General features: G+C 43.1%; 19 protein-coding genes. 11 read left to right on the forward strand and 8 right to left on the reverse strand.

What is annotated here, in order from left to right; genetic code table 11:
• Positions 1-55: 55 nt before the first annotated feature.
• Both Q5H80_RS20360 and Q5H80_RS20365 read left to right on the forward strand, forming a co-directional pair.
• Positions 56-379: a DUF4144 domain-containing protein gene (locus tag Q5H80_RS20360; RefSeq protein WP_304569952.1), complete on the forward strand. Its 324-nt coding sequence runs from the start codon at positions 56-58 to the stop codon at positions 377-379.
• 442 nt (positions 380-821) lie between these two features.
• Positions 822-2660 (forward strand): hypothetical protein, encoded by a 1839-nt coding sequence (locus Q5H80_RS20365; protein ID WP_304569953.1) that lies wholly within the window; start codon positions 822-824, stop codon positions 2658-2660.
• Between the two features lie 310 nt (positions 2661-2970).
• On the opposite strand, the gene Q5H80_RS20370 is transcribed toward Q5H80_RS20365, so the two are convergent.
• Positions 2971-4299, reverse strand: a complete 1329-nt coding sequence (locus Q5H80_RS20370) for an anaerobic C4-dicarboxylate transporter (protein ID WP_304569954.1) — start codon at positions 4297-4299, stop codon at positions 2971-2973.
• A gap of 411 nt (positions 4300-4710) precedes the next feature.
• Here Q5H80_RS20370 and Q5H80_RS20375 point away from each other — a divergent pair, with 411 nt between their 5' ends.
• The 5 genes from Q5H80_RS20375 (at position 4711) to Q5H80_RS20395 (ending at position 8647) form a co-directional block, all read left to right on the forward strand.
• Positions 4711-5370 (forward strand): HAD family phosphatase, encoded by a 660-nt coding sequence (locus Q5H80_RS20375; protein ID WP_304569955.1) that lies wholly within the window; start codon positions 4711-4713, stop codon positions 5368-5370.
• Between the two features lie 195 nt (positions 5371-5565).
• Positions 5566-6192 carry an HD domain-containing protein gene (locus tag Q5H80_RS20380; RefSeq protein ID WP_304569956.1) on the forward strand — a complete coding sequence of 209 codons (627 nt, stop codon included), beginning with the start codon at positions 5566-5568 and terminating at the stop codon, positions 6190-6192.
• A 42-nt stretch (positions 6193-6234) separates the two neighbouring features.
• Positions 6235-6732, forward strand: coding sequence for an N-acetyltransferase (locus Q5H80_RS20385; RefSeq protein WP_304569957.1), 498 nt, complete (start codon positions 6235-6237; stop codon positions 6730-6732).
• Positions 6733-6820: 88 nt separating this feature from the next.
• Positions 6821-7507 (forward strand): DNA-3-methyladenine glycosylase I, encoded by a 687-nt coding sequence (locus Q5H80_RS20390; protein WP_304569958.1) that lies wholly within the window; start codon positions 6821-6823, stop codon positions 7505-7507.
• A gap of 258 nt (positions 7508-7765) precedes the next feature.
• Complete coding sequence (locus Q5H80_RS20395) at positions 7766-8647, forward strand: AEC family transporter (RefSeq protein ID WP_304569959.1); 882 nt, start codon at positions 7766-7768, stop codon at positions 8645-8647.
• A 17-nt stretch (positions 8648-8664) separates the two neighbouring features.
• Here the strand turns inward: Q5H80_RS20395 and Q5H80_RS20400 are convergent, their stop codons facing one another.
• The 3 genes from Q5H80_RS20400 to Q5H80_RS20410 form a co-directional block, all read right to left on the reverse strand.
• Positions 8665-9084 carry a nuclear transport factor 2 family protein gene (locus Q5H80_RS20400; protein ID WP_304569960.1) on the reverse strand — a complete coding sequence of 140 codons (420 nt, stop codon included), beginning with the start codon at positions 9082-9084 and terminating at the stop codon, positions 8665-8667.
• Between the two features lie 182 nt (positions 9085-9266).
• Positions 9267-10520: a hypothetical protein gene (locus Q5H80_RS20405; RefSeq protein ID WP_304569961.1), complete on the reverse strand. Its 1254-nt coding sequence runs from the start codon at positions 10518-10520 to the stop codon at positions 9267-9269.
• A 19-nt stretch (positions 10521-10539) separates the two neighbouring features.
• Positions 10540-10755 (reverse strand): hypothetical protein, encoded by a 216-nt coding sequence (locus tag Q5H80_RS20410; RefSeq protein ID WP_304569962.1) that lies wholly within the window; start codon positions 10753-10755, stop codon positions 10540-10542.
• A gap of 304 nt (positions 10756-11059) precedes the next feature.
• Here Q5H80_RS20410 and Q5H80_RS20415 point away from each other — a divergent pair, with 304 nt between their 5' ends.
• Complete coding sequence (locus Q5H80_RS20415; RefSeq protein WP_304569963.1) at positions 11060-11587, forward strand: hypothetical protein; 528 nt, start codon at positions 11060-11062, stop codon at positions 11585-11587.
• 195 nt (positions 11588-11782) lie between these two features.
• Here the strand turns inward: Q5H80_RS20415 and Q5H80_RS20420 are convergent, their stop codons facing one another.
• The 3 genes from Q5H80_RS20420 to Q5H80_RS20430 all read right to left on the reverse strand — a co-directional run bounded on the left by Q5H80_RS20420 (position 11783) and on the right by Q5H80_RS20430 (position 13551).
• Entirely contained in the window at positions 11783-12301 is a 519-nt protein-coding gene (locus Q5H80_RS20420) for a hypothetical protein (RefSeq protein WP_086051367.1), read from the reverse strand.
• 337 nt (positions 12302-12638) lie between these two features.
• Positions 12639-13040: a hypothetical protein gene (locus tag Q5H80_RS20425; protein ID WP_304569964.1), complete on the reverse strand. Its 402-nt coding sequence runs from the start codon at positions 13038-13040 to the stop codon at positions 12639-12641.
• 28 nt (positions 13041-13068) lie between these two features.
• Complete coding sequence (locus tag Q5H80_RS20430; RefSeq protein WP_017103478.1) at positions 13069-13551, reverse strand: MarR family winged helix-turn-helix transcriptional regulator; 483 nt, start codon at positions 13549-13551, stop codon at positions 13069-13071.
• Between the two features lie 124 nt (positions 13552-13675).
• On the opposite strand from Q5H80_RS20430, the gene Q5H80_RS20435 reads away from it, so the two are divergent.
• Together Q5H80_RS20435 and Q5H80_RS20440 are read left to right on the forward strand one after the other, a co-directional pair.
• Positions 13676-14581, forward strand: coding sequence for a DMT family transporter (locus tag Q5H80_RS20435; protein ID WP_304569965.1), 906 nt, complete (start codon positions 13676-13678; stop codon positions 14579-14581).
• 207 nt (positions 14582-14788) lie between these two features.
• A complete protein-coding gene (locus Q5H80_RS20440) occupies positions 14789-16306 on the forward strand; it encodes a DUF1254 domain-containing protein (RefSeq protein WP_304569966.1) in 1518 nt (505 codons plus the stop codon).
• A 213-nt stretch (positions 16307-16519) separates the two neighbouring features.
• Here Q5H80_RS20440 and Q5H80_RS20445 read toward each other — a convergent pair whose 3' ends face one another.
• Entirely contained in the window at positions 16520-17428 is a 909-nt protein-coding gene (locus Q5H80_RS20445; protein ID WP_304569967.1) for a LysR family transcriptional regulator, read from the reverse strand.
• A gap of 371 nt (positions 17429-17799) precedes the next feature.
• Between Q5H80_RS20445 and Q5H80_RS20450 the strand changes: the two genes are divergently transcribed.
• Entirely contained in the window at positions 17800-18714 is a 915-nt protein-coding gene (locus Q5H80_RS20450) for a DMT family transporter (RefSeq protein WP_304569968.1), read from the forward strand.
• Positions 18715-18738 lie beyond the last annotated feature (24 nt).

An 18738-nucleotide genomic window follows, 5' to 3' on the forward strand; every position in this document is an offset into this window, starting at 1 on the left:
CAAAAGTGTTTATAGTCCAGACATACACTTCAACATCCATAATTGAAAGGCAGTAATGATCAGTTGGCCATCTTTGGTAAAACTCGACGGTGACGATGAACTTATTTACGTCGCATCCGAACAAGAATTTCAAGCGGAATGCTCAGAGATGATCTTAGGCGAAGATGATTACCTCATTGATTCTGAAGGCGATAGCTACTCGCTAGAATCAAGATCAAATCAACTGTCTCTCGCGAAACAACCTGAGCAGTATTCAGTTGAAAGCGTGACCAACCTGATTCGAAATCACGAGTTCCAGAAGGCTGAAGTGTGCTTGATGAAGATCCACTTCCTAACTATCGAAGAAGCGATTCAGTCACTCGCCTTTGAGCCTCGTTAATACGTCCAAACAGAACAAATAGAAACAGCGCCAAATTAGGCGCTGTTTCTATTTCTTGCCTCGTTATCACAAAGCTGGATTTATCTTCGTTTAGATAACTTCTTTTGAAGTATCCGTGATGATAAAGTTATCGATATACCCAATAACATTGACCTCATCCTAGGTAATGTCCGGGGGTTTAACCGCTTTATCTAAGCCAATTAAGGTGTGAATGAGTATTGTAGGCGAGATAATCCCCTCTTTTGGCGTACCTACTTGAATTAAGTGGAACTCTACTTTTCTGTATGTACCGAAATTCTAATGACTTCCTAAGGATTACTCTATCCATTGGAGCATGTTTAAGAAGCCATGAGTGCGAGATGTCATCAAAGCAAGACTTTATATCTTCCTCGAAGATCCATTTCGCCGCGCTCACCGATCAACCCTAGTTTAGGAGTTTAAAATGGCAAATCCTTTAGAACTCAATATCGATTATATTTTAAAACCCAACGGCAGCTTTCAGCCGCCAAGCGCCTGTGACATCGAATTTAAAAGATGGACAGGTAATCTTTATATGGCTTTTAAAAGCAATAAGGTAAAAGCGATACCTTACCTGCAGAGAGGTATTGATGCCGTTTATTCTCATCTTGAAGCGATGAAATATAGACACCATAAGAAGCTAAGTAGCAGTTATGGTTTTGGTGCCTCAGATGTGACAAATGATCCGGTGTGGATGGTTCTGTGCAGTCAGATTAGAGTACATTTCAAAAAAATAATAAGAGAAGTTCGCCCAAGTAAAACGCCACTGGAAAATATTCGCTTTAAATGTATTAACCGCACTACCTATAATTTTTTGCTACAGCAGATAAAACTCATTGAATCACTTAGAACAAATATTGTAAGAAACGGTGAGCTAGGACGTATACAGCTTGAAGTGATTGATGCACAACTTGATAGCCTGAAAAGTTTGTACGATCAGAAAGAGAACATTGATAATAAAGTCTGGCAAATTCTCAATGATCAGAACAAACGCACTGCATACACTACAATCCGCCAAAAAGGTAAAGGCGTAAAAACCGGTTATGAAGATAAAGCATCTGCAAAAGACGGTGAGCTGAGTACTACAAATACTCTGGATCTTTTTGCTGAAGCCAAAATTGAAATAAAACGTACTTGGGATTTTAAAAATATAGTCCGTAACCAAGTTTCCGCTAAGGCAACGGGAGGAGGCCGAGTTAAAATAAAAAGTGACTTGCATGCAAACTTCGGCAGCAACGGCGGTGCGGGTTTTATAAAGGGGCGGGCTGGCGCCCCGGAAGTCGGCATAGCAAGCAATGCCGGTGTTGACCAAAAATTAGGGAAAATAACCAATTTTTCAAAGGATGAACTTGCAGGACGTAATGGTTTTGCACCAATGCAGTTGATCCCAGGCATAGATATCGGTGTAAACGCTGAACTGGCGGCAAGGTTTGGTTTAACGCTTGAAGTCACTCATGAACTGAGTATCGGGCAGCTATTTGATCTAAAGAGCGAAGCATCTTTATTTGTCGGTGCGGAAGTTAAAGCGAAGATAGACGGAGCATTCAACAGCAGCAATATCCTCGGGGCTGATGAATTTATTGTCGGGGCCATCGGTGGTAGTGCTTTTATCGGTGCTAAAGCTAAGGGGGCGGCCACAGCTACTTTTAAGGCGCGCAGCATTGATGCTGCACGTTTTAAAATTGAAGCAGGGGTAAGTGCCGGCGCTGGAATAAACGCGGGGGTTGAGGCTGTTGTCCGCGGCGGCGGCGATGTTAAAGTAAGAGCGGCTGCAGGCTTAACAGCAGGTATCGGTACCGATGTAGAGATGGATACTATGGTTAACCCTCTTCTCCTAAAGGTTTTGCTATGGGACAAATTAGCTATTCATTTAACCTCAAAAGCTTATCAAAAACGTAAAAATGAGAAGTTTGACCGTAGTGTCAACATGATTGCACTTGATCGCTGTAAGAATAAAGCCCGCACTTATATGATTTTATTAGATCAAAGCTATAAGTTGCTTGCTGAAGAATTATGGCGAATTTCAGTTATCACAGACTTTACTGAATCTGACATTGATGGAATGAGGGGGACTCTTCCGAATTTGTTCAGACCACCGGAACTTGAAGCCGCCTATTTAAGCTCAACGGATAACAGTGACGACGCATTGACCAATGCCCAGCTAGGGGTTGAAATAGCAGCTAATGCACGCTTTAAAGACAGGAAGAAAACAAAAAAACACGCACAGAAGGGCAGCTTGCTGATCTTAGAACCTCAAGTTTAGCCTTCAAAAATTACGCTTCTGTTGCGAATAGTAAATTGGATATTGCCCGAGAGGGTGAGCTGTAGTTATAGCTGTGGTGGTAATTATAGTTATAGTTATAGTTGTAGCGGTAACAGTCGTTGTAACAGTAACTGGCGAGAGAAGAAGCGATTCAATCACTCGCCTTTGAGCCTCGTTAATATTGGTTATTAATTCGAAACCTAGGTTCATATCAAAACTTCCAAACAGTAAAAACAAAAACAGCGCCAAATCAGGCGCTGTTTTTCGTTTCTGATCTCGTTATCGCTTGATTAAGCGATAAAAAGTAAGCCTAAGCGATGAAAATCTGTGCGAGAGCGTAGCCTAAGCAACATGCACCGACTACACCGATTAAACCAACCGACATGAATGAGTGGTTGAAGTACCACTTACCAATCTTAGTGGTGCCAGAGACATCGAAGTTCACCGTTGCGATGTCTGATGGGTAGTTCGGGATGAAGAAGTAGCCGTACACCGCTGGCATCAAGCCGATTAGCAAGGCTGGGTCTAACCCTAGACCGAGGCCAACAGGTAGCATCATACGTGCAGTAGCAGCTTGAGAGTTCACCACAACCGATACGATGAATAGCGCTAGAGCAAACGTCCACGGGTAGTTGGTCACCATTTCCACGATGCCCGACTTGAACTGAGGCATTGCGTATTGGAAGTAAGTATCCGACATCCATGCAATACCGAAGATAGCAATCGCTGCCACCATACCCGATTTAAATACCACGCCATTTGGCACGTCACGTGGGTCGGTTTTCGTTGCCAGCAAGATGATACCGCCGAAACAGAGCATCATCATTTGGATGATCACCGACATTTTGATTGGCTTGTCGCCGTCTACGATGGTTCTGATCTCAGGTACCATCGCCACGATAACAATCACCACAATCGACAATAGGAAAATCAAAACCGCATTACGAGCCGAAGTTGGAAGTACTTCATCCAAAGATGTCGCAGTGGTGCTCTCAATGCGCTTTTTCCACTCAGGATCTTTTAGACGCACTTGGTATTCAGGATCGTCGTTCAGTTCTTTACCACGTTTCAAGCTATACAGAGAAAGCAAAAGTGTACCGAACAGCGTTGCAGGAACCGTCACCATCAAAATAGAAAGCAGAGTAATAGAGTGTTGGATATCAGAAAGTTGCGCGAGGTAATAGACCACTGCTGCCGAGATTGGAGATGCAGTAATCGCCAGTTGAGACGCAACAGATGCAGCCGCCATTGGGCGTTCAGGACGAATACCATTCTTTAGCGCAACATCGCCGATGATAGGCATGATGGAGTAAACCGCATGGCCAGTGCCCAATAGGAAAGTCATCGAGTAAGTCACGAACGGTGCTATCAAGGTGACGCGTTTCGGGTTCTTTCTTAACACCCTTTCCGCCACTTGCAGCATGTATTTCAAGCCACCAGCAGCTTCAAGAATAGAAGCACAGGTAACAACGGCGAGGATGATCAGCATTACGGTGACAGGTGGAGACGTTGGTGGCATCTTGAAGACAAACACCTCGATAACCAAACCAATACCAGAAACAACACCTAAGCCAATACCGCCATACCGAGACCCGATATAAAGTACGACTAATAAAAATAGAAACTCAAAATACAACATAAGCAACCCTGCTAAAAATGTGGACTAATGATATTTTGTCCCTAAGTTCCGCCATTTACTTATTGCTTGGTCACACTATGATTGCGGACTCTCGCAAATTGTTTTTTCTAAGATTATGGTCACGCTAACTGAACCGTAAGTTTATGAAATGTAATAGGAAGACAGACTCTAAATCTAAATTTGTTATGTACGATAACCATTATTGTGACTGTTAGATCTGTATGGCCTATAACGTGCTAGATTCATAACTTAATGATATTATTTCATTCATAATCAATCATATACAAAGCCCTTCAAAAGCATATTTCCGATCTAACTAAGCATATTCTTACTGAACACTGACTCGCCTATCTCGAGACACTATGTCAAAATACTCGCCCTCACGATGACAACACATAAAGAACCACGGATATGAATTTTCAAGCTGCTATTTTTGATATGGATGGACTGTTACTCGACACCGAGCGACTTTGTATGCAGATTTTTGAAGAAGCATGTCACGCGCAAGATGTTCCGTTCTTGCAAGATGTTTACTTAGGCATCATTGGTTGTAACGCAAAAACCATCGAACAGATTTTTAGAAAGGGCTACGGCGAAGGGTTAGATTACCCGGCGCTGAACACCGAATGGCGCACTCGCTACAATGCGGTTGTTAAGCACCAAGCAATCCCAGTTAAAGATGGTGTTATCGAACTACTTGAATGGCTTAAATCAAACGACATTCCAATCGCGGTAGCGACCTCGACTCAGCTTGATATCGCGAAAAAAAAGCTTGAACTGGCTGGCCTAGATTCTTACTTCGCTTCGTTAAGCACAGGCTGTGAAGTCACCAACGGTAAGCCTCACCCAGAGATCTACTTACTAGCGGCAGAGCGCTTAGGTGTTGAACCTGAAAATTGCCTAGCGTTTGAAGATTCAAACAACGGTATTCGCGCATCTATGGCAGCGAACATGATCAGTTTCCAGATCCCAGATTTGGTAGAACCATGTGACGAAGTGAAAGCACTTGGTCACACGATCAGCCCCTCCCTACATCATGTGTTAGCGCAGCTTCAGCAAGCCGTCGCTTAAGCTCTAATTTCCGTTGATAATGCTTTAATCAACGTAGAAGAGCCTCTCTATTAAACCGACTCACTGAGTCGGTTTTTTTGTTTATATTCCTTTTATAAAAGATAAAACATCGCGCAAGAAACTGTTACAGTCGATATGAAACGATACTAATCGATAAGCAACATTGATAACGTCTACAGATGGAGAAAGGGACGCGTGATTAAAAGATTTGAAAGCCAACTGCTTGATTTTGCTCAGCAAGAGATGACACAGGATGCCGCGCACGACATCAGCCATATCAAGCGAGTAGTCAAAACGGCTGAGGTTTTGTGTACTCAAGAACAGGCTAAGCTTGAGGTCGTTCTTCCTGCCGCTTACCTTCATGATTGTTTCACCTTTCCTAAGAACCACCCAGACAGAGCCCAAAGCTCACAAATGGCAGCTGACAAGGCGGTCTCTTTTCTCAAATCTATCGAGTATCCCGCGTCCTACCTCGACGAGATTCATCACGCCATTGTCACTCACAGTTACAGCGCCAACATCACACCAAAAACCTTGGAAGCTCAGATTGTTCAAGATGCGGATCGCCTAGATTCTCTCGGTGCGATTGGCATTGCTCGCTGCCTATACGTTGGTCAGAGCTTTAACGCAGAGCTCTATAACAACCAAGACCCATTCGCGAAGCAGCGTGACTTGGATGACAAGCATTACAGTGTCGACCATTTCTACGTGAAACTGTTTAAGCTCGCTGAAACCATGAATACAGAATCCGCCAAATTAGAAGCCAACAAGCGCACCGACTACATGCGTGGCTTTCTTGATCAGTTGGGCGGAGAAGTTTAACGGCTTAGAAAAAGAGACACGCGATAAGGAAGAGAGAAATATATGGAAATAAACCGCTTTAAAGCATCCGACGCCGAAGAGATCGTCACTTGGTTTACATCCCAAGAAGACTACATTCTATGGGGCGGACGAACCTTTGGCTGGCCATTGGAAGCCACTTCGATCATCGAACGATCTCAAGAATCACATGTCGAGCTTTACACATTCTCCACGCCTAGCACTAACTCGAATACCAATGGCTTGCTTGGCTTTATGGAGTTTCAACGCATGTCAGACAATGAACTTCGTTTCTGCCGAGTTGCGATTCACCCAAACCAACGAGGCAAAGGATTAGGGCAATTGATGCTTGAAACGGCCTTAGAGGCGGCGAAAGAAATCCCAAATATCACCACCATCACCTTGGCCGTATTTAAGCAAAACCACGGGGCAACGCGCTGCTACGACAAAGCGGGATTTCAGGTAGTCGACAAAGAGCCGAGCGTGAAAGAGTTCAATGGCAAAACCTGGCCCTTGTATCAGATGGAATTAAAGCTAGGCTAATATGTTTTGATCAACAGACTGGTTTCAATTGCCAGATTCAACCCCATATCATTTAGCATTGGCTACACAGATGTAATTTGGAACCTTCATGACCCAAGAAAAATTCGACACCATTTATCAACGTGCGGCTCACCGTAAAGGCGGAGCAGCCGAACTCGAAAAAATTGTTCGTGCGCCCCTTTCCCAAGCCGAGTTATCGCAAATCACCGACGACCGTTGGCTAGCAGCCTTTACCGAAAAGGTATTCCAGTGTGGTATTTCATGGAATGTGGTGAGAAAGAAATGGCCGCAATTTGAAGAAGTGTTTTTTGAATTCAATATCGAAAAAATGCTGATGCTGCCGAATGAAATGTGGGAACAGAAAGCGCAAGACCCGCGCATTATTCGTCACCTTACTAAGGTGATGACCATCCCTGCCAATGCCACCATGATCCACAACGCCAAGCGTGAAGCCGATTCATTCTCGCAAATGGTTGCCGACTGGCCATCAGAACGTATCACTGAACTTTGGGATTACCTAAAAAAACACGGCAAGCGACTTGGTGGTAATACTGGAGCCTACACTCTGCGTCAAATGGGTAAAGACACCTTCATCCTGTCATCCGATGTTGAAGCGCACCTGCGCAGCACCGATGTGGTCGATAGCGGCCGTAACACCAAGCGAGCACAAGTCGCGGCAAGTAAGGCTTTCAACGAGTGGCAGCAGCAATCAGGTCGTAACCTGAGCGAAATTAGCCAGATCGTTGCCTACAGCTGTGGTGATAATCGCGTCTAGTGGTCACCGTAGTTAATTAAAGAACCCATCCAGATTTATCTAGCCTTTAAAGACCAGTTTCTGATGCCACTGGTCTTTTTTGTGCTTCATTCAAAGAAATATAAATTAACCGCTCACAGACAACGATCTTCGGTGACGCCAACTCATTATATTGATAGGTTAATACTTATACATTTCGACTTCATACTTCACTTTAGCGTCTCTCTCGAACATTCGTTTCTCCGCTAAATGGATGTACTAAACCTAGAAAGGAATTCTATGTTCGAACAGGTCATCAGCATTCTGTTTCCCGTTTTTGCTTTAGCCAGTGCTGGCTTTGCGGTCGGTCGTTGGCTCAAGCCCGATTTCAAACCGATCAATCGCATCAACATGGATGTGTGTATCCCTGCGCTAGTGTTTGCATCGCTGACCACCATGCCTCTCGACACTGAGCAATTGCCACTCATAACCGCTTCTTTGGTCGCAGTGTTAGTGCCTGCATTGTTGATGGTTCCGATCTGTAAGATCTTTAAGCTCAATTTCAAAGCTTGGGCTCCGCCACACATGTTCCGTAATAGTGGCAACCTAGCAATTCCTCTATTCACCTATGCCTTTGGCGAGAGCGCATTAGCCCCAGCGGTATTACTATTTGTGGTATCAGCATGTGTCCATATTAGTGTCGGCTTAGCGCTATTGAGCGACGGTAATCCGATCAAACAGATCTTCAAGATGCCGATATTCTTGGCGGCTGCTCTAGCAATGACGCTCAATCTATCTGGGATTGGTGTATGGAATCCAATATATGAAGCCACATCACTGCTTGGGCAAGCTGCTGTTCCTATCATGCTGCTGTCGTTGGGTTCACAAATGGTCAACTTGAGACTGAGCGGATTAAAAGTTGGCTTGTTGTGTACGGCTCAATCCCTATTTACTGGGGCTATCGCTTTTACCATCATCTACTTATTTATCCCATTGCCTACGCTGCATCTTCAGATGATGGTGCTGTTCACCATGCTGCCACCCGCTGTGATGAACTACCTGTTTGCAGAAAGGTTCAATGTAGAGCCACCCAAGGTCGCATCAATGGTTTTATTCGGTAACTTCCTGAGCGTAGTAACACTACCGATATTGCTATCATTTGCGTTATCGTTGTCGACCTGAAGGCCGTAAACCTTTTACTATCGAGTCGGATAAGCCTTCCCTTCCCCCTGAGAAGACGCGGCCGATGAAGCGTGTCTGTGCAGCCACACCCAGCGGTCCGTTTTCTTGAGCATCACGCTCCAACGAACAGGGATAGACAAAAACGACCCACCCGCATTCAAATGGATCGTTAAACATTGTGAAACCACAGCATGTTCCCCCGATATCACAGTATCTGACCAACCCCATTCAAATCTCATCGCTGTGGCTTCAGAAAAATTTCTCAGAAATAGCCGCTTTACTGATTCTGCACCTGAACACAACTCATCTTCACCCGTCCCTATCACTGAAATGTGGCCACTCACATCAAATACACGCATCAGTGCTTCAATATCTTTTGCACAATACGCATCTGCGTAATCATTTAACGTAGCCATAATGTCGTCGAGATCTTTCATTAGACACTCCTTGGTTACCATGAAGTGTAGACCAACGCTTTAAAAGCATTCGATCCAAATCAAGGCTGTCACCTACTCTGTAGTGTCATCAGAAAAGAGGGAGTCACGAAGAGAGTTAGAAGGGAAAAATAAAAAATGGGCAGATAAACTGCCCATTTTTGAATTCAAAAAGTTAGGATTAACTACTTCCAGAATTGAATGCTATTAAAGTCTTTGTATTGCTTCGTCGCCGCATCATATTTTGCTTTCATTGCAGCAAACTCAGCATCCGTTAAATCAGAAGCTGATGTAGAGTCGAGCTCCACTGCCTGAAGAATGTCTGAAGCACTTTTTTGCAAGCTAGCAACCGACACTTTCTTACTGCCATCATTTGTAAGAGTAGAAGTGGTCACTTTCTTTTTACCAGCAATATCAGCCGCTGTTGCTGAGCAATCCTTTCCTCGATTCAATCCAGTGTACCAAGTTACCGTCGTTTTCCCGTCAGCAATTTGCTTAATCGTACAAGCGTCAGGGCTTAGACCTACCAATTTATTAGCATTATTGAAATTGTAGGCAATTAAATCTGACGGTGCTTGTTTAGAGTACATATCCTTCTGTGTGATCTTGTTATCCACCGAGCGAGCTAGACGACTAACAACTGAAGAAAAATAAAAGTCCCCGTTGGCATTTGAAGGTGATACATAATCCTTTATCGCCCAGTGAAACGGTGTCTTCTGCTTTTTCAATTCTACGGTAGAGCCATATTGATATGACAAAGAATTAATAGTTACTTTCTGACCGTCTGAGAAGTCGTTAGCCCATTGATAAGCTCTATAACCGATCTTAGTGCCATCTTCTGGACCTGAATCAACGTAATGCTCAATAGTGTACTTACCAGCTGAATCTTTCTTAACCTTCGCAATATCACCTAACAATTTACCCTTAGATGTATACAAGAACGTATTAGAAACTTCTTGGCCATTGAGACTAATTTTATCAATCGTATATTGAGTATCATTTCCGGTTCCGTAACGTTTAAAGAAAATAAGTTCTTTAGACGTTTTAGCCATTGCTTTATGTACTTTATTCAAATCAAAATTACATGTAGCAACACCATCGGCTTCATAAGCAATCGTAGCGCCATCTTTAGAGATCACGCAGACTTTATTGTTCAATTTAAACTCTTTCGCTTTTGCCAAAAATACATCGGCATGAACGGATTTACCATTAGCGAGATCATCAATAGAAGCTAGAGTTTGTGGAGACGACCCTGGAATAAGAGAGAACGCCTCATCTAAGTTCATAAATTCAATTTTGTTTTGCTGAATTTTATCTACAGCAAACTTAATCGCGGCTTTAGACTTATAGTAACCTTGTAGATTAATATTTTCGTTTGCATGAGCTATCGTTGTAATTGAAGACACGCCTAGCACTAGAGGTAAAAGTATCTTTGTCATATTTATGTTCCTTCTAGTTTTATTTAGACTGACTTGGAGCTTCAAAACCAGTAATTTTTGCCGAAGAAAACTCGACTGCACTCAATTTCTTTACATCAATACTACTTAGCTTGATAGCTGTACGCTGAGCTGTTTGTTTCGAAGCTACGGTACCAGTAGTTTTACCGCCACCACCGCCACCGCCACCGCATGCTGTAAGTGAAGCTAACAAGATTAAACCGACGATTTTCTTCATAATACATTTGTTCCTAAAACTAAATTTAGACCGTTTGTCTGTTTTCAATTAATCCAAGAGAGAATCAGAACACAGAGCGGAACAAAAAAAAATTAAAATCATTGTTGGTTATGACAGTTATGTTTAATATACAAATATCAAGGTAAAAATCTGCGTATCAGCACCCTGAACAGAACGACCAAGATGGACAACAAATACACATTTTCTTTGGATTGGGTTTCGAAGAATTTCATCGCTTTGGCGTGACAAGACATAAAGTACGACCAAACGCCTTACTCCACTATTACTATCTTTTGTAAGTCATATGAAAATAAAAAATGTAATACCTCTACTGCTATGCCTTTTCTCTCATCAAGCAATATCTGCGGCGAATTTCACAACTGACTTTGTAGAGCTTGGGATGCAAGCAAAGCCTATGGGGTTAAGCGTGGATGCTGGACGCGACATCAACGATAGCTTAGCAATTTTAGGTGGCCTTAGTACCAACACAGCCCAAGATGAAAGTAACTTTGATGCGTACATCGGCCCTCAAGTTTATGGTCCAATAACTCAAGCGATCGACTTAAATACACAGCTGCTACTCCATTTCAACAAAAACTCATACGCAGCCGGAGAAACTAAAGCTTATGTCGAATTCAATGCGGGTATTCGAGCGTGGATCACTCAGAGAGTAGAAGCCCACGTACTTGCGGGCTCTAACGGAGAACACTCAATCTTTACGTTTGGAGCTAGGTTCCATGCCACAGATAAAGCCGTGTTTGCAGTTGCTTCCAAAAACAACGGTCTTTACGGCCCTCAATTACAACTTTCGGTTAGATACCAATTTAAGTAGCCACCTTTATAAACAACTTTCCGCTACTGTTGGATCCAACATAAAAATAGCGTCAGTAATTCAATACTGACGCTATTTTTTTCTTCTCTCTAATTCAGACACATCCTATTAGTTATACGCTTGCCTAAAGTTATACGCTTGCCTAGCTATTGAGTTATCCATTGATATAGAAATGAGCAGCGAACATTCAGTGAACTATGAGCATTTATCCAACTTGAGCTCTGCTGTCACCTTAGTAAGACGTAGTGCAATCGCGAAACACACTAAGTAAGGACTCACATACCAAAAGATACTTTCTAGCGGCTGCTTCACCTGCGCTTCTCTGGTTTTTATATATTGGTTTTTCTGCTTTTCATACTGACTCAGCATACCATCCACCCACACCGCATCACTTTCAACTAACGACACGCTAGGCGCAGGAACCGTAAAATCCGATGCATTGGGTAGCAAGGTGAAATCGACATCTTTAAACGTAATCGCCGTATTCAAGTACCACAAACACGCGTCGTGGTGCTGAGCGTGATTATCTAAAGATGGCTGACCTGTACAGGTATCACTTCTCAGCTTATCCAAAGAGAACTGCTGAACAGATTCTAAAATCGCCACCGCTCTGGTTTGTTCGGTTTCAACCCAATCACCCGCCACCTTCGCTCGAATCTCAGACACGGCACCAAGCATTCCGATACCCGCTAAAAACGGCCATAAATAATCCATACGCTTCCATTTTCGCCGGCTCAGGTTGAATCCACACCAAATTGGAATATGTAAGAGGAGCGTTAGTCCAAGTGACAGCAGAACGAAGTTCAAGGAGCTAGAGAGCATGAGCTCGCTATCGAAAAAGTTCTTCATAATGAGAAGCTTGCCTGTATAACCAAGAGAAATTTGATACTAGGTTCGATATAAGAAAAGTGTGTAAGAGGAAAGTAAAAACAGCACTAAGAATTGGTGTTAACGCTGTTTATTTTGGCATATAACCACCGATGGCAGGGCTTAACCACTCGTTACTCAGAAATGGCTCAGTTGTTCACGATACACAAGATGCTAAAGGTTCTTACGCGCCAGACTTGAGGTAGACACCTACTTCTCTTAGCTGTGCTTTAATGTCTAACATTTGGACGTGAGATAGCACTAATTGGATCAAATTGAATATTGCTCCAGCGAACATCAAACCCGCGACATAACCAGACCATGCTTGGTGATCAACTTGATACAGAGTATTGAACGAAAGAACGAAGAAGATGAGACTGGAAAAACCAATAGCATACTCATTACAGTTGTAGACGTATGAATTCGTCGCGTAATCGTATTTGATTTTTACCTTTCCACCCGCTCTGCCTAGCTTAAGATTAAGAACATTTCCGCTAACCTCATATTCCAATCCATTAATTGATACAACGTGCTCAACTTTCTCAAGCATATCTGTTTTTTCCGTATTATTTTGAATACTGTCCATAGTCACACCCTACTCCGTCACCTAAAAATTATTCGTAAGCACTCAACCATGCTTTCAGAAGTTGGTTAGTGTTCTTCTTCTGGCTCGCAGACAATGACTTAACCAGTTTTTTCTGCATTTCGACATGTTCAGTCATCATTTGGTCAATCAGAATAAGACCATCTTTGGTTAGCTGAACACTCACGCTGCGTCTGTCTTCTTTGCTGTGCTCACGACTGATCAGCCCTTTAGCTTCTAATTTATCAAGCCGATTGGTCATTGCACCTGATGTCAGCATCATAGATCCGATCAGTTCTGATGGCGTCAGTTGATAAGGCTTCCCAGAACGTCGCAACGTTGCCAACACATCAAACTCACCAAGTTTCATGTCGTAATTTTTATGAAGCTCGGCAACTTGCGTCTCCATATACTTGGCAATACGCATAATCCGGCCCATCATTGCCATTGGCTCAGTTTCTAATTCAGGCTTTTCCTTTGCCCATTGCTCTACTACGCGGTCGATAGCATCCATTTGCGATCTCGCTCCGTTATTAGTCTGATTAATTCAAACTAGTTTAACATAAAGATACTTTACAACCATATGATCTAGGTATACAGTTCATACAACCAATTATCTTAATGTAAAGATATTTCACATGAACATATTATTAGCAATGATCCCCGCGTTCTTTTGGGGAACAACCTATGCAGTGACGCAATTTACGCTACAGGAATGGCCCCCCTTATTATTGGGTGCTTTGCGTGCGTTGCCTGCTGGTTTGTTATTGCTAGTAGTAAAACCTACAATGCCTCAAAAAGGTGAATGGCAGATCATTTTCACATTGGGTCTTATCAATATTGCGACCTTCTTTAGCTTAATCTTCGTGATGGCGTTGACGTTGCCTTCGGCAATCTCCGGTGTAGGTATGATCTCTGTGCCAGTGTTTGCGATGATCTTCCATTGGGTAGTAAAGAAACAGCGACCGCAATTGATTCAAGCCTTGTCTGGTGTTGGATTAATCACATTGGCATGGATACTGTTTAATCCAAGTCAAATCGCATTAAACCCAATAGGTTTAGGCGCCATGTTCGCTGCAATTATGTGTATCGTTATCGGCAGCAGCATTACCAAGTCACTGGGTAATCGCATGCACTGGTGGAAGGTATTAACGTGGCAACTGATTTTGGGTGGTACGATTTTATCTGTCGCGTCTGGCGTTCATGCACTCATCGACCCACAGCCTTATGTTAACGCTGTGACTCATTTCGATACTCGTAATGCGATGGGTCTATTGTGGGTGATTGGGCTAAATACGGCGCTGGGTTACGGCATGTATGTGTGGCTACTACAGCGTATGTCAGTGGTGGATTTTACCTTCGGTGGCATCGCTAACCCAATTGCGGGAATTGTGACAGGTATGGTGTTGATGGGTGAATCCTTTACCCCACTCCAGTACTCGCTAATGACAGGCATGATAGTGATGTCACTGCTACCGCAACTTATCCTTGCGGTAAGGCAAACCAAAACGGTCAAATCCGTTACGCAAAGCAAAGTGCAGTAATAAACCCACACCGTAATAACCTAACCCAACAAACCCGCCCAGTGCGGGTTTTGTTTTATCTGACTAATCTAAAGCTTATTTTTGCAACTTACTTACTACACCTCAAGCCTTCGATTCAAAGCTCATTGTTGAGCCTGCAACGTATCAAATATGTTTTTTCGACTAACATAAAGTAAGCGTATCGAAACAAAACTTAAAGGTGACACCATGGTTACATCGAAGTTGAAAGCACTTGTGTTAGCGAGCAGTATCTTCATATCAAACCAAGTACTTGCTACGGAAAACTACAATACTGAGATTCCTCCAAGCATCATGACTCCAGATACCGTCCAAACCAGCATCGGTGAATTGAATTTTAAAGATGGTGCACCAACGGAGGAAACCGCACAAAAACTTTATGACAACCTCGATACATTTCGCTCAACAGAGGTGTTTCTCAACGCGATTCCTATGGCATCTGTAGAAGCGCTGCGCCTTGGGCACGTTGAATTAGGTTCAAAGTCATCAAATCAAGTCGTTGTGTTCGATAAACTGATGGATTCCAACCCACTATTCTTAACGGGCAATACCGATACCGTTTATGCCTCTGTCTTCCTCGACTTAGAGAAAGATGGACCAACAGTCATTGAGGTTCCTGAAGGCATGGGCCCGACGACCGTTAATGATGCATTCTTTCGCTTTGTCACCGACTTAGGCATTGTCGGACCCGATAAAGGTAAAGGCGGCAAATACCTAATTCTACCTCCTGGTTATGAAGGCGAAGTGCCGGAAGGTTACTTTGTTTCGCAATCCACCAGCTACACAAACTGGTTTATTGCTCGCGGCTTCTTGAAAGACGGTAACACCGATGCGGCAATGAAAGCCTACAAAGAAAAATTGAAAATCTACCCGCTAGCAAAGAAAGATGACCAACCCAAAATGGAGTTCATTTCAGGCAGTGGCAAAACGTTCAATACCATTCATGCGAACGACGAGCATTTCTACAAAGAGATAAAAACGGTATTGGATAAAGAGCCAATCTCGTTTATCGATCCAGAACTGCGCGGCTTACTATCGAGCATTGGTATTCAAAAGAACAAACCTTTTGCTCCTGACGAACGCATGCAGAAACTGATGAAAGACGGGGTTGCGATTGGTAACGCAACGGCTAGATCTTTATACTTCCAGCCGAGAGACGAAAAAGCCTACATCTATGATGATCGCCTATGGAAAACGGCATTTATTGGTAAAGATTACCAATGGTTAGTAGACAAGGGGGAAGGTGGACGCAACCTAGATGCTCGAACTTATTTCTTCTATATTGCAACAGTAAACACACCTGCGATGGCACTTAAGCTTATCGACAAAGGTTCACAATACGCGCTGATTGATCAGGCGAAAGGCGGTGAATATTTCGATGGTAGCCAAAACTACAAAGTGAATATTCCTGCGAATGTTCCTGCGAAAAACTTCTGGTCCGTAGTGGCTTACGACACGCAAACTCGCTCAGAGCTGCAAACGAGCCAACCATTACCAAGTAAGAATAATCAGCGTGATGACTTTGTCGAAAACAAAGATGGTTCAGTCGATTTGTACTTTGGCCCGAAGCCACCAAAAGGAAAAGAAGCAAACTGGATTGAAACCGTACCGGGTAAAGGCTGGTTTGCGATTCTGAGATTATATGGACCACAAGAAGCGTGGTATGACAAAACATGGAAACCGGGAGATGTGGAACGCGTAGAGTAATCGACTTAGCTCTTAAATCATCTATTTCCGTAAACTAAAAAACGCGCCTTCATTAGGCGCGTTTTTTTGATTCTCTTTAATTGGTTTTCTATCTGGTTCTTAGTTGATAGTTCTTAGTTCTTAGTTCTTAGTTCTTAGTTAATAGTTAATAGTTAATAGTTCTCAACGCTCGGCTATCAAAATATACAATATCGCTCCACCTTTCCAGCTCAATTAAATCGCCTTTAAGCAAGTCGACAACAGTCCTTCAATACGTTTAACAATAGGGTGTTGGTAGCAAGCACGATGGTATTGAATCCCCACATCAAAGAAGATTCCCTCACCTTGGAACACCACTGGGATTTTAGTAAGCCCACTAAGTATCGATGCTTCATTCATATTGAATCCAATAAACACATATTGGCTCACTTGAGCACACTCTAATGCTGAAAATACAGAAGCAACGGTAAGCTTTTGTTCTAGCTTGATACCAGTCCGCTTTCGCAAACGCTCATAGTAAGAGTTACCATCTAAAGCCCCCATCGATACGCGAACCGTATCAAAGTTCTCGAGTTGAGTGAGGTCTATATTTTTATTGTCAGCGAGTGGGTGTGAGTCCGCCACATAAGCAAATAAGGCAAGCGACCCCACTTTCCGTTCAACAAGATTATCATTAAGATCATTCGGATATCCTGATATTCCAACAGCCAGAGTGCCTGCTTTGGGGTACTCAACCCCCTCTAACGACCAGTCCATCATGGATATTCTAGGATAGTAGCCTGTGTTGGACAGCCCTTTCAGCAACGGCACCGTCAACAGAGTGCTAAGAGGATTGGCAGCATGGAACACATACTCGATATTGGCATCCGTCCCCTCAAACGACTGAGAGATTTGCTGTGCTTGCTCTAACTGCTCAAGCGGCTCTTTCACCACCAACATCAACTGAGTGGTAAACAAAGTCGGAGCATAATTTCCCTTTGTCGCAATAAACAACTCATTGGCAAACAAATCACGGCAATCGGCTAAATGTCGGTTGAACGTCGCACGGCTAATATCCAAGGTATGACAAACCTTAGCCTGAGATTGCTGATCATAAAGCAGACCCAAAAAGCGATATAAGTTTAAGTCGATGGTGTTCTTCAAACATCCTCCTAGTGCCATGCTCTACCTATTCAATCAGTATGGCGCTGAACAAAGTAAACCTTCAATACTCAACGCTATATATTTAGCTACGATGTCTACTTAATCACAACACCGAGTTTGAATATCTTACATTGCTGAACTGGTCACTTATCGTTCAACATTAGACCTTACAAAGAATAATGCCTTTTCTTAATCTACATAACATGAATTTATTTTCTAAAAAATAAGCACATTAGAGATTATTTTCCCATAATATATTGCAATTATAGATAAAAAGACAAAAATTTTCTCCGGTGACCTGCTTATACTGTGCCACGTCATTGAGGCGCTACAAGCCTATGATTTAAAATAATTATTAATGAGTAGTCACCATGAATTCGAAGTCGCTAACTATCTTGCTTTTTGTCTCTGTTTGCCTAATTTGGGGAACCACTTGGTTCGCAATGGAAGTGGCATTGCATTCTATCCCACCAATTTTTGCTACTGCATTACGCTTTTTACTCGCAGCACCTCTGCTTGCGGTATTAGCAAAAGTCTTCAACCAGCCACTGCTATTTCCTAAAGGCAAGCGTCAATGGTTGCTGATTGTTGCGCTGATGTACTTTGCGATTCCATTTACTTTGATGATCTATGGCGAGCAATACATCTCTTCTGGTCTAGCGTCGATCATCTTTGCCAATATGCCGGTCGCTGTGATGTTGATGTCAGGCCTATTCCTAGGCCTACGATTGGCTAAGCACCAAATATTTGGTTTGGCTACCGCTGTTGTAAGCCTATGTTTGATCCTCGGTAACGAAATGCAGATGGGTGGCGATGACTACCTAATTGGTACAGTTTGCTTAGGTCTTGCTGTGGCAATACACGCTGTTATGTATGTGTTAGTTCAAAAGCACTGCAAAGGCATCGAAGTACTGACGTACAACGCAGTCCCAAGTCTGATTGCTTCTCTATTCTTGTTCGCCGTTTCGGCGATGGGTGAAAGCGTGAATGTTGAATCCTTCACTTGGGATTCAATCTCAGCAGTAGTTTACCTAGGCTTTGTGGCAAGTGTTGGCGGCATTGTGGCCTACTTTAAACTCGGACAAGTTTCGACGCCATTCCAAGCGTCTATCTGCTTCCTGATTTTCCCTGTAGTTGCACTACTGATCTCTTGCTACATCAATGGAGAAGTACTATCTGAACAGTCACTGGTGATGATGATCCCTCTGCTTTGTGGCATCTTACTTACTAAGGCACCAAAAGGAATCTTCAAGTTACGTGGTGGATTAAAAACCGCAAGAAGCTAATCCTACTGAAAGCTAGCCCTACCG

This window comes from Vibrio sp. SNU_ST1 (assembly GCF_030563405.1).
Classification (GTDB): Bacteria; Pseudomonadota; Gammaproteobacteria; order Enterobacterales; family Vibrionaceae; genus Vibrio.

What these genes read in the sequence shown, in the direction of transcription:
- Q5H80_RS20430 (WP_017103478.1), bottom strand. Translation starts at nt 13,551, where the DNA reads ATGGATGCTATCGACCGCGTAGTAGAGCAATGGGCAAAGGAAAAGCCT.
- Q5H80_RS20425 (WP_304569964.1), bottom strand. Translation starts at nt 13,040, where the DNA reads ATGGACAGTATTCAAAATAATACGGAAAAAACAGATATGCTTGAGAAA.
- Q5H80_RS20435 (WP_304569965.1), top strand. Translation starts at nt 13,676, where the DNA reads ATGAACATATTATTAGCAATGATCCCCGCGTTCTTTTGGGGAACAACC.
- Q5H80_RS20410 (WP_304569962.1), bottom strand. Translation starts at nt 10,755, where the DNA reads ATGAAGAAAATCGTCGGTTTAATCTTGTTAGCTTCACTTACAGCATGC.
- Q5H80_RS20450 (WP_304569968.1), top strand. Translation starts at nt 17,800, where the DNA reads ATGAATTCGAAGTCGCTAACTATCTTGCTTTTTGTCTCTGTTTGCCTA.
- Q5H80_RS20415 (WP_304569963.1), top strand. Translation starts at nt 11,060, where the DNA reads ATGAAAATAAAAAATGTAATACCTCTACTGCTATGCCTTTTCTCTCAT.
- Q5H80_RS20370 (WP_304569954.1), bottom strand. Translation starts at nt 4,299, where the DNA reads ATGTTGTATTTTGAGTTTCTATTTTTATTAGTCGTACTTTATATCGGG.
- Q5H80_RS20365 (WP_304569953.1), top strand. Translation starts at nt 822, where the DNA reads ATGGCAAATCCTTTAGAACTCAATATCGATTATATTTTAAAACCCAAC.
- Q5H80_RS20390 (WP_304569958.1), top strand. Translation starts at nt 6,821, where the DNA reads ATGACCCAAGAAAAATTCGACACCATTTATCAACGTGCGGCTCACCGT.
- Q5H80_RS20440 (WP_304569966.1), top strand. Translation starts at nt 14,789, where the DNA reads ATGGTTACATCGAAGTTGAAAGCACTTGTGTTAGCGAGCAGTATCTTC.
- Q5H80_RS20395 (WP_304569959.1), top strand. Translation starts at nt 7,766, where the DNA reads ATGTTCGAACAGGTCATCAGCATTCTGTTTCCCGTTTTTGCTTTAGCC.
- Q5H80_RS20385 (WP_304569957.1), top strand. Translation starts at nt 6,235, where the DNA reads ATGGAAATAAACCGCTTTAAAGCATCCGACGCCGAAGAGATCGTCACT.
- Q5H80_RS20405 (WP_304569961.1), bottom strand. Translation starts at nt 10,520, where the DNA reads ATGACAAAGATACTTTTACCTCTAGTGCTAGGCGTGTCTTCAATTACA.
- Q5H80_RS20420 (WP_086051367.1), bottom strand. Translation starts at nt 12,301, where the DNA reads ATGGATTATTTATGGCCGTTTTTAGCGGGTATCGGAATGCTTGGTGCC.
- Q5H80_RS20360 (WP_304569952.1), top strand. Translation starts at nt 56, where the DNA reads ATGATCAGTTGGCCATCTTTGGTAAAACTCGACGGTGACGATGAACTT.
- Q5H80_RS20375 (WP_304569955.1), top strand. Translation starts at nt 4,711, where the DNA reads ATGAATTTTCAAGCTGCTATTTTTGATATGGATGGACTGTTACTCGAC.
- Q5H80_RS20400 (WP_304569960.1), bottom strand. Translation starts at nt 9,084, where the DNA reads ATGAAAGATCTCGACGACATTATGGCTACGTTAAATGATTACGCAGAT.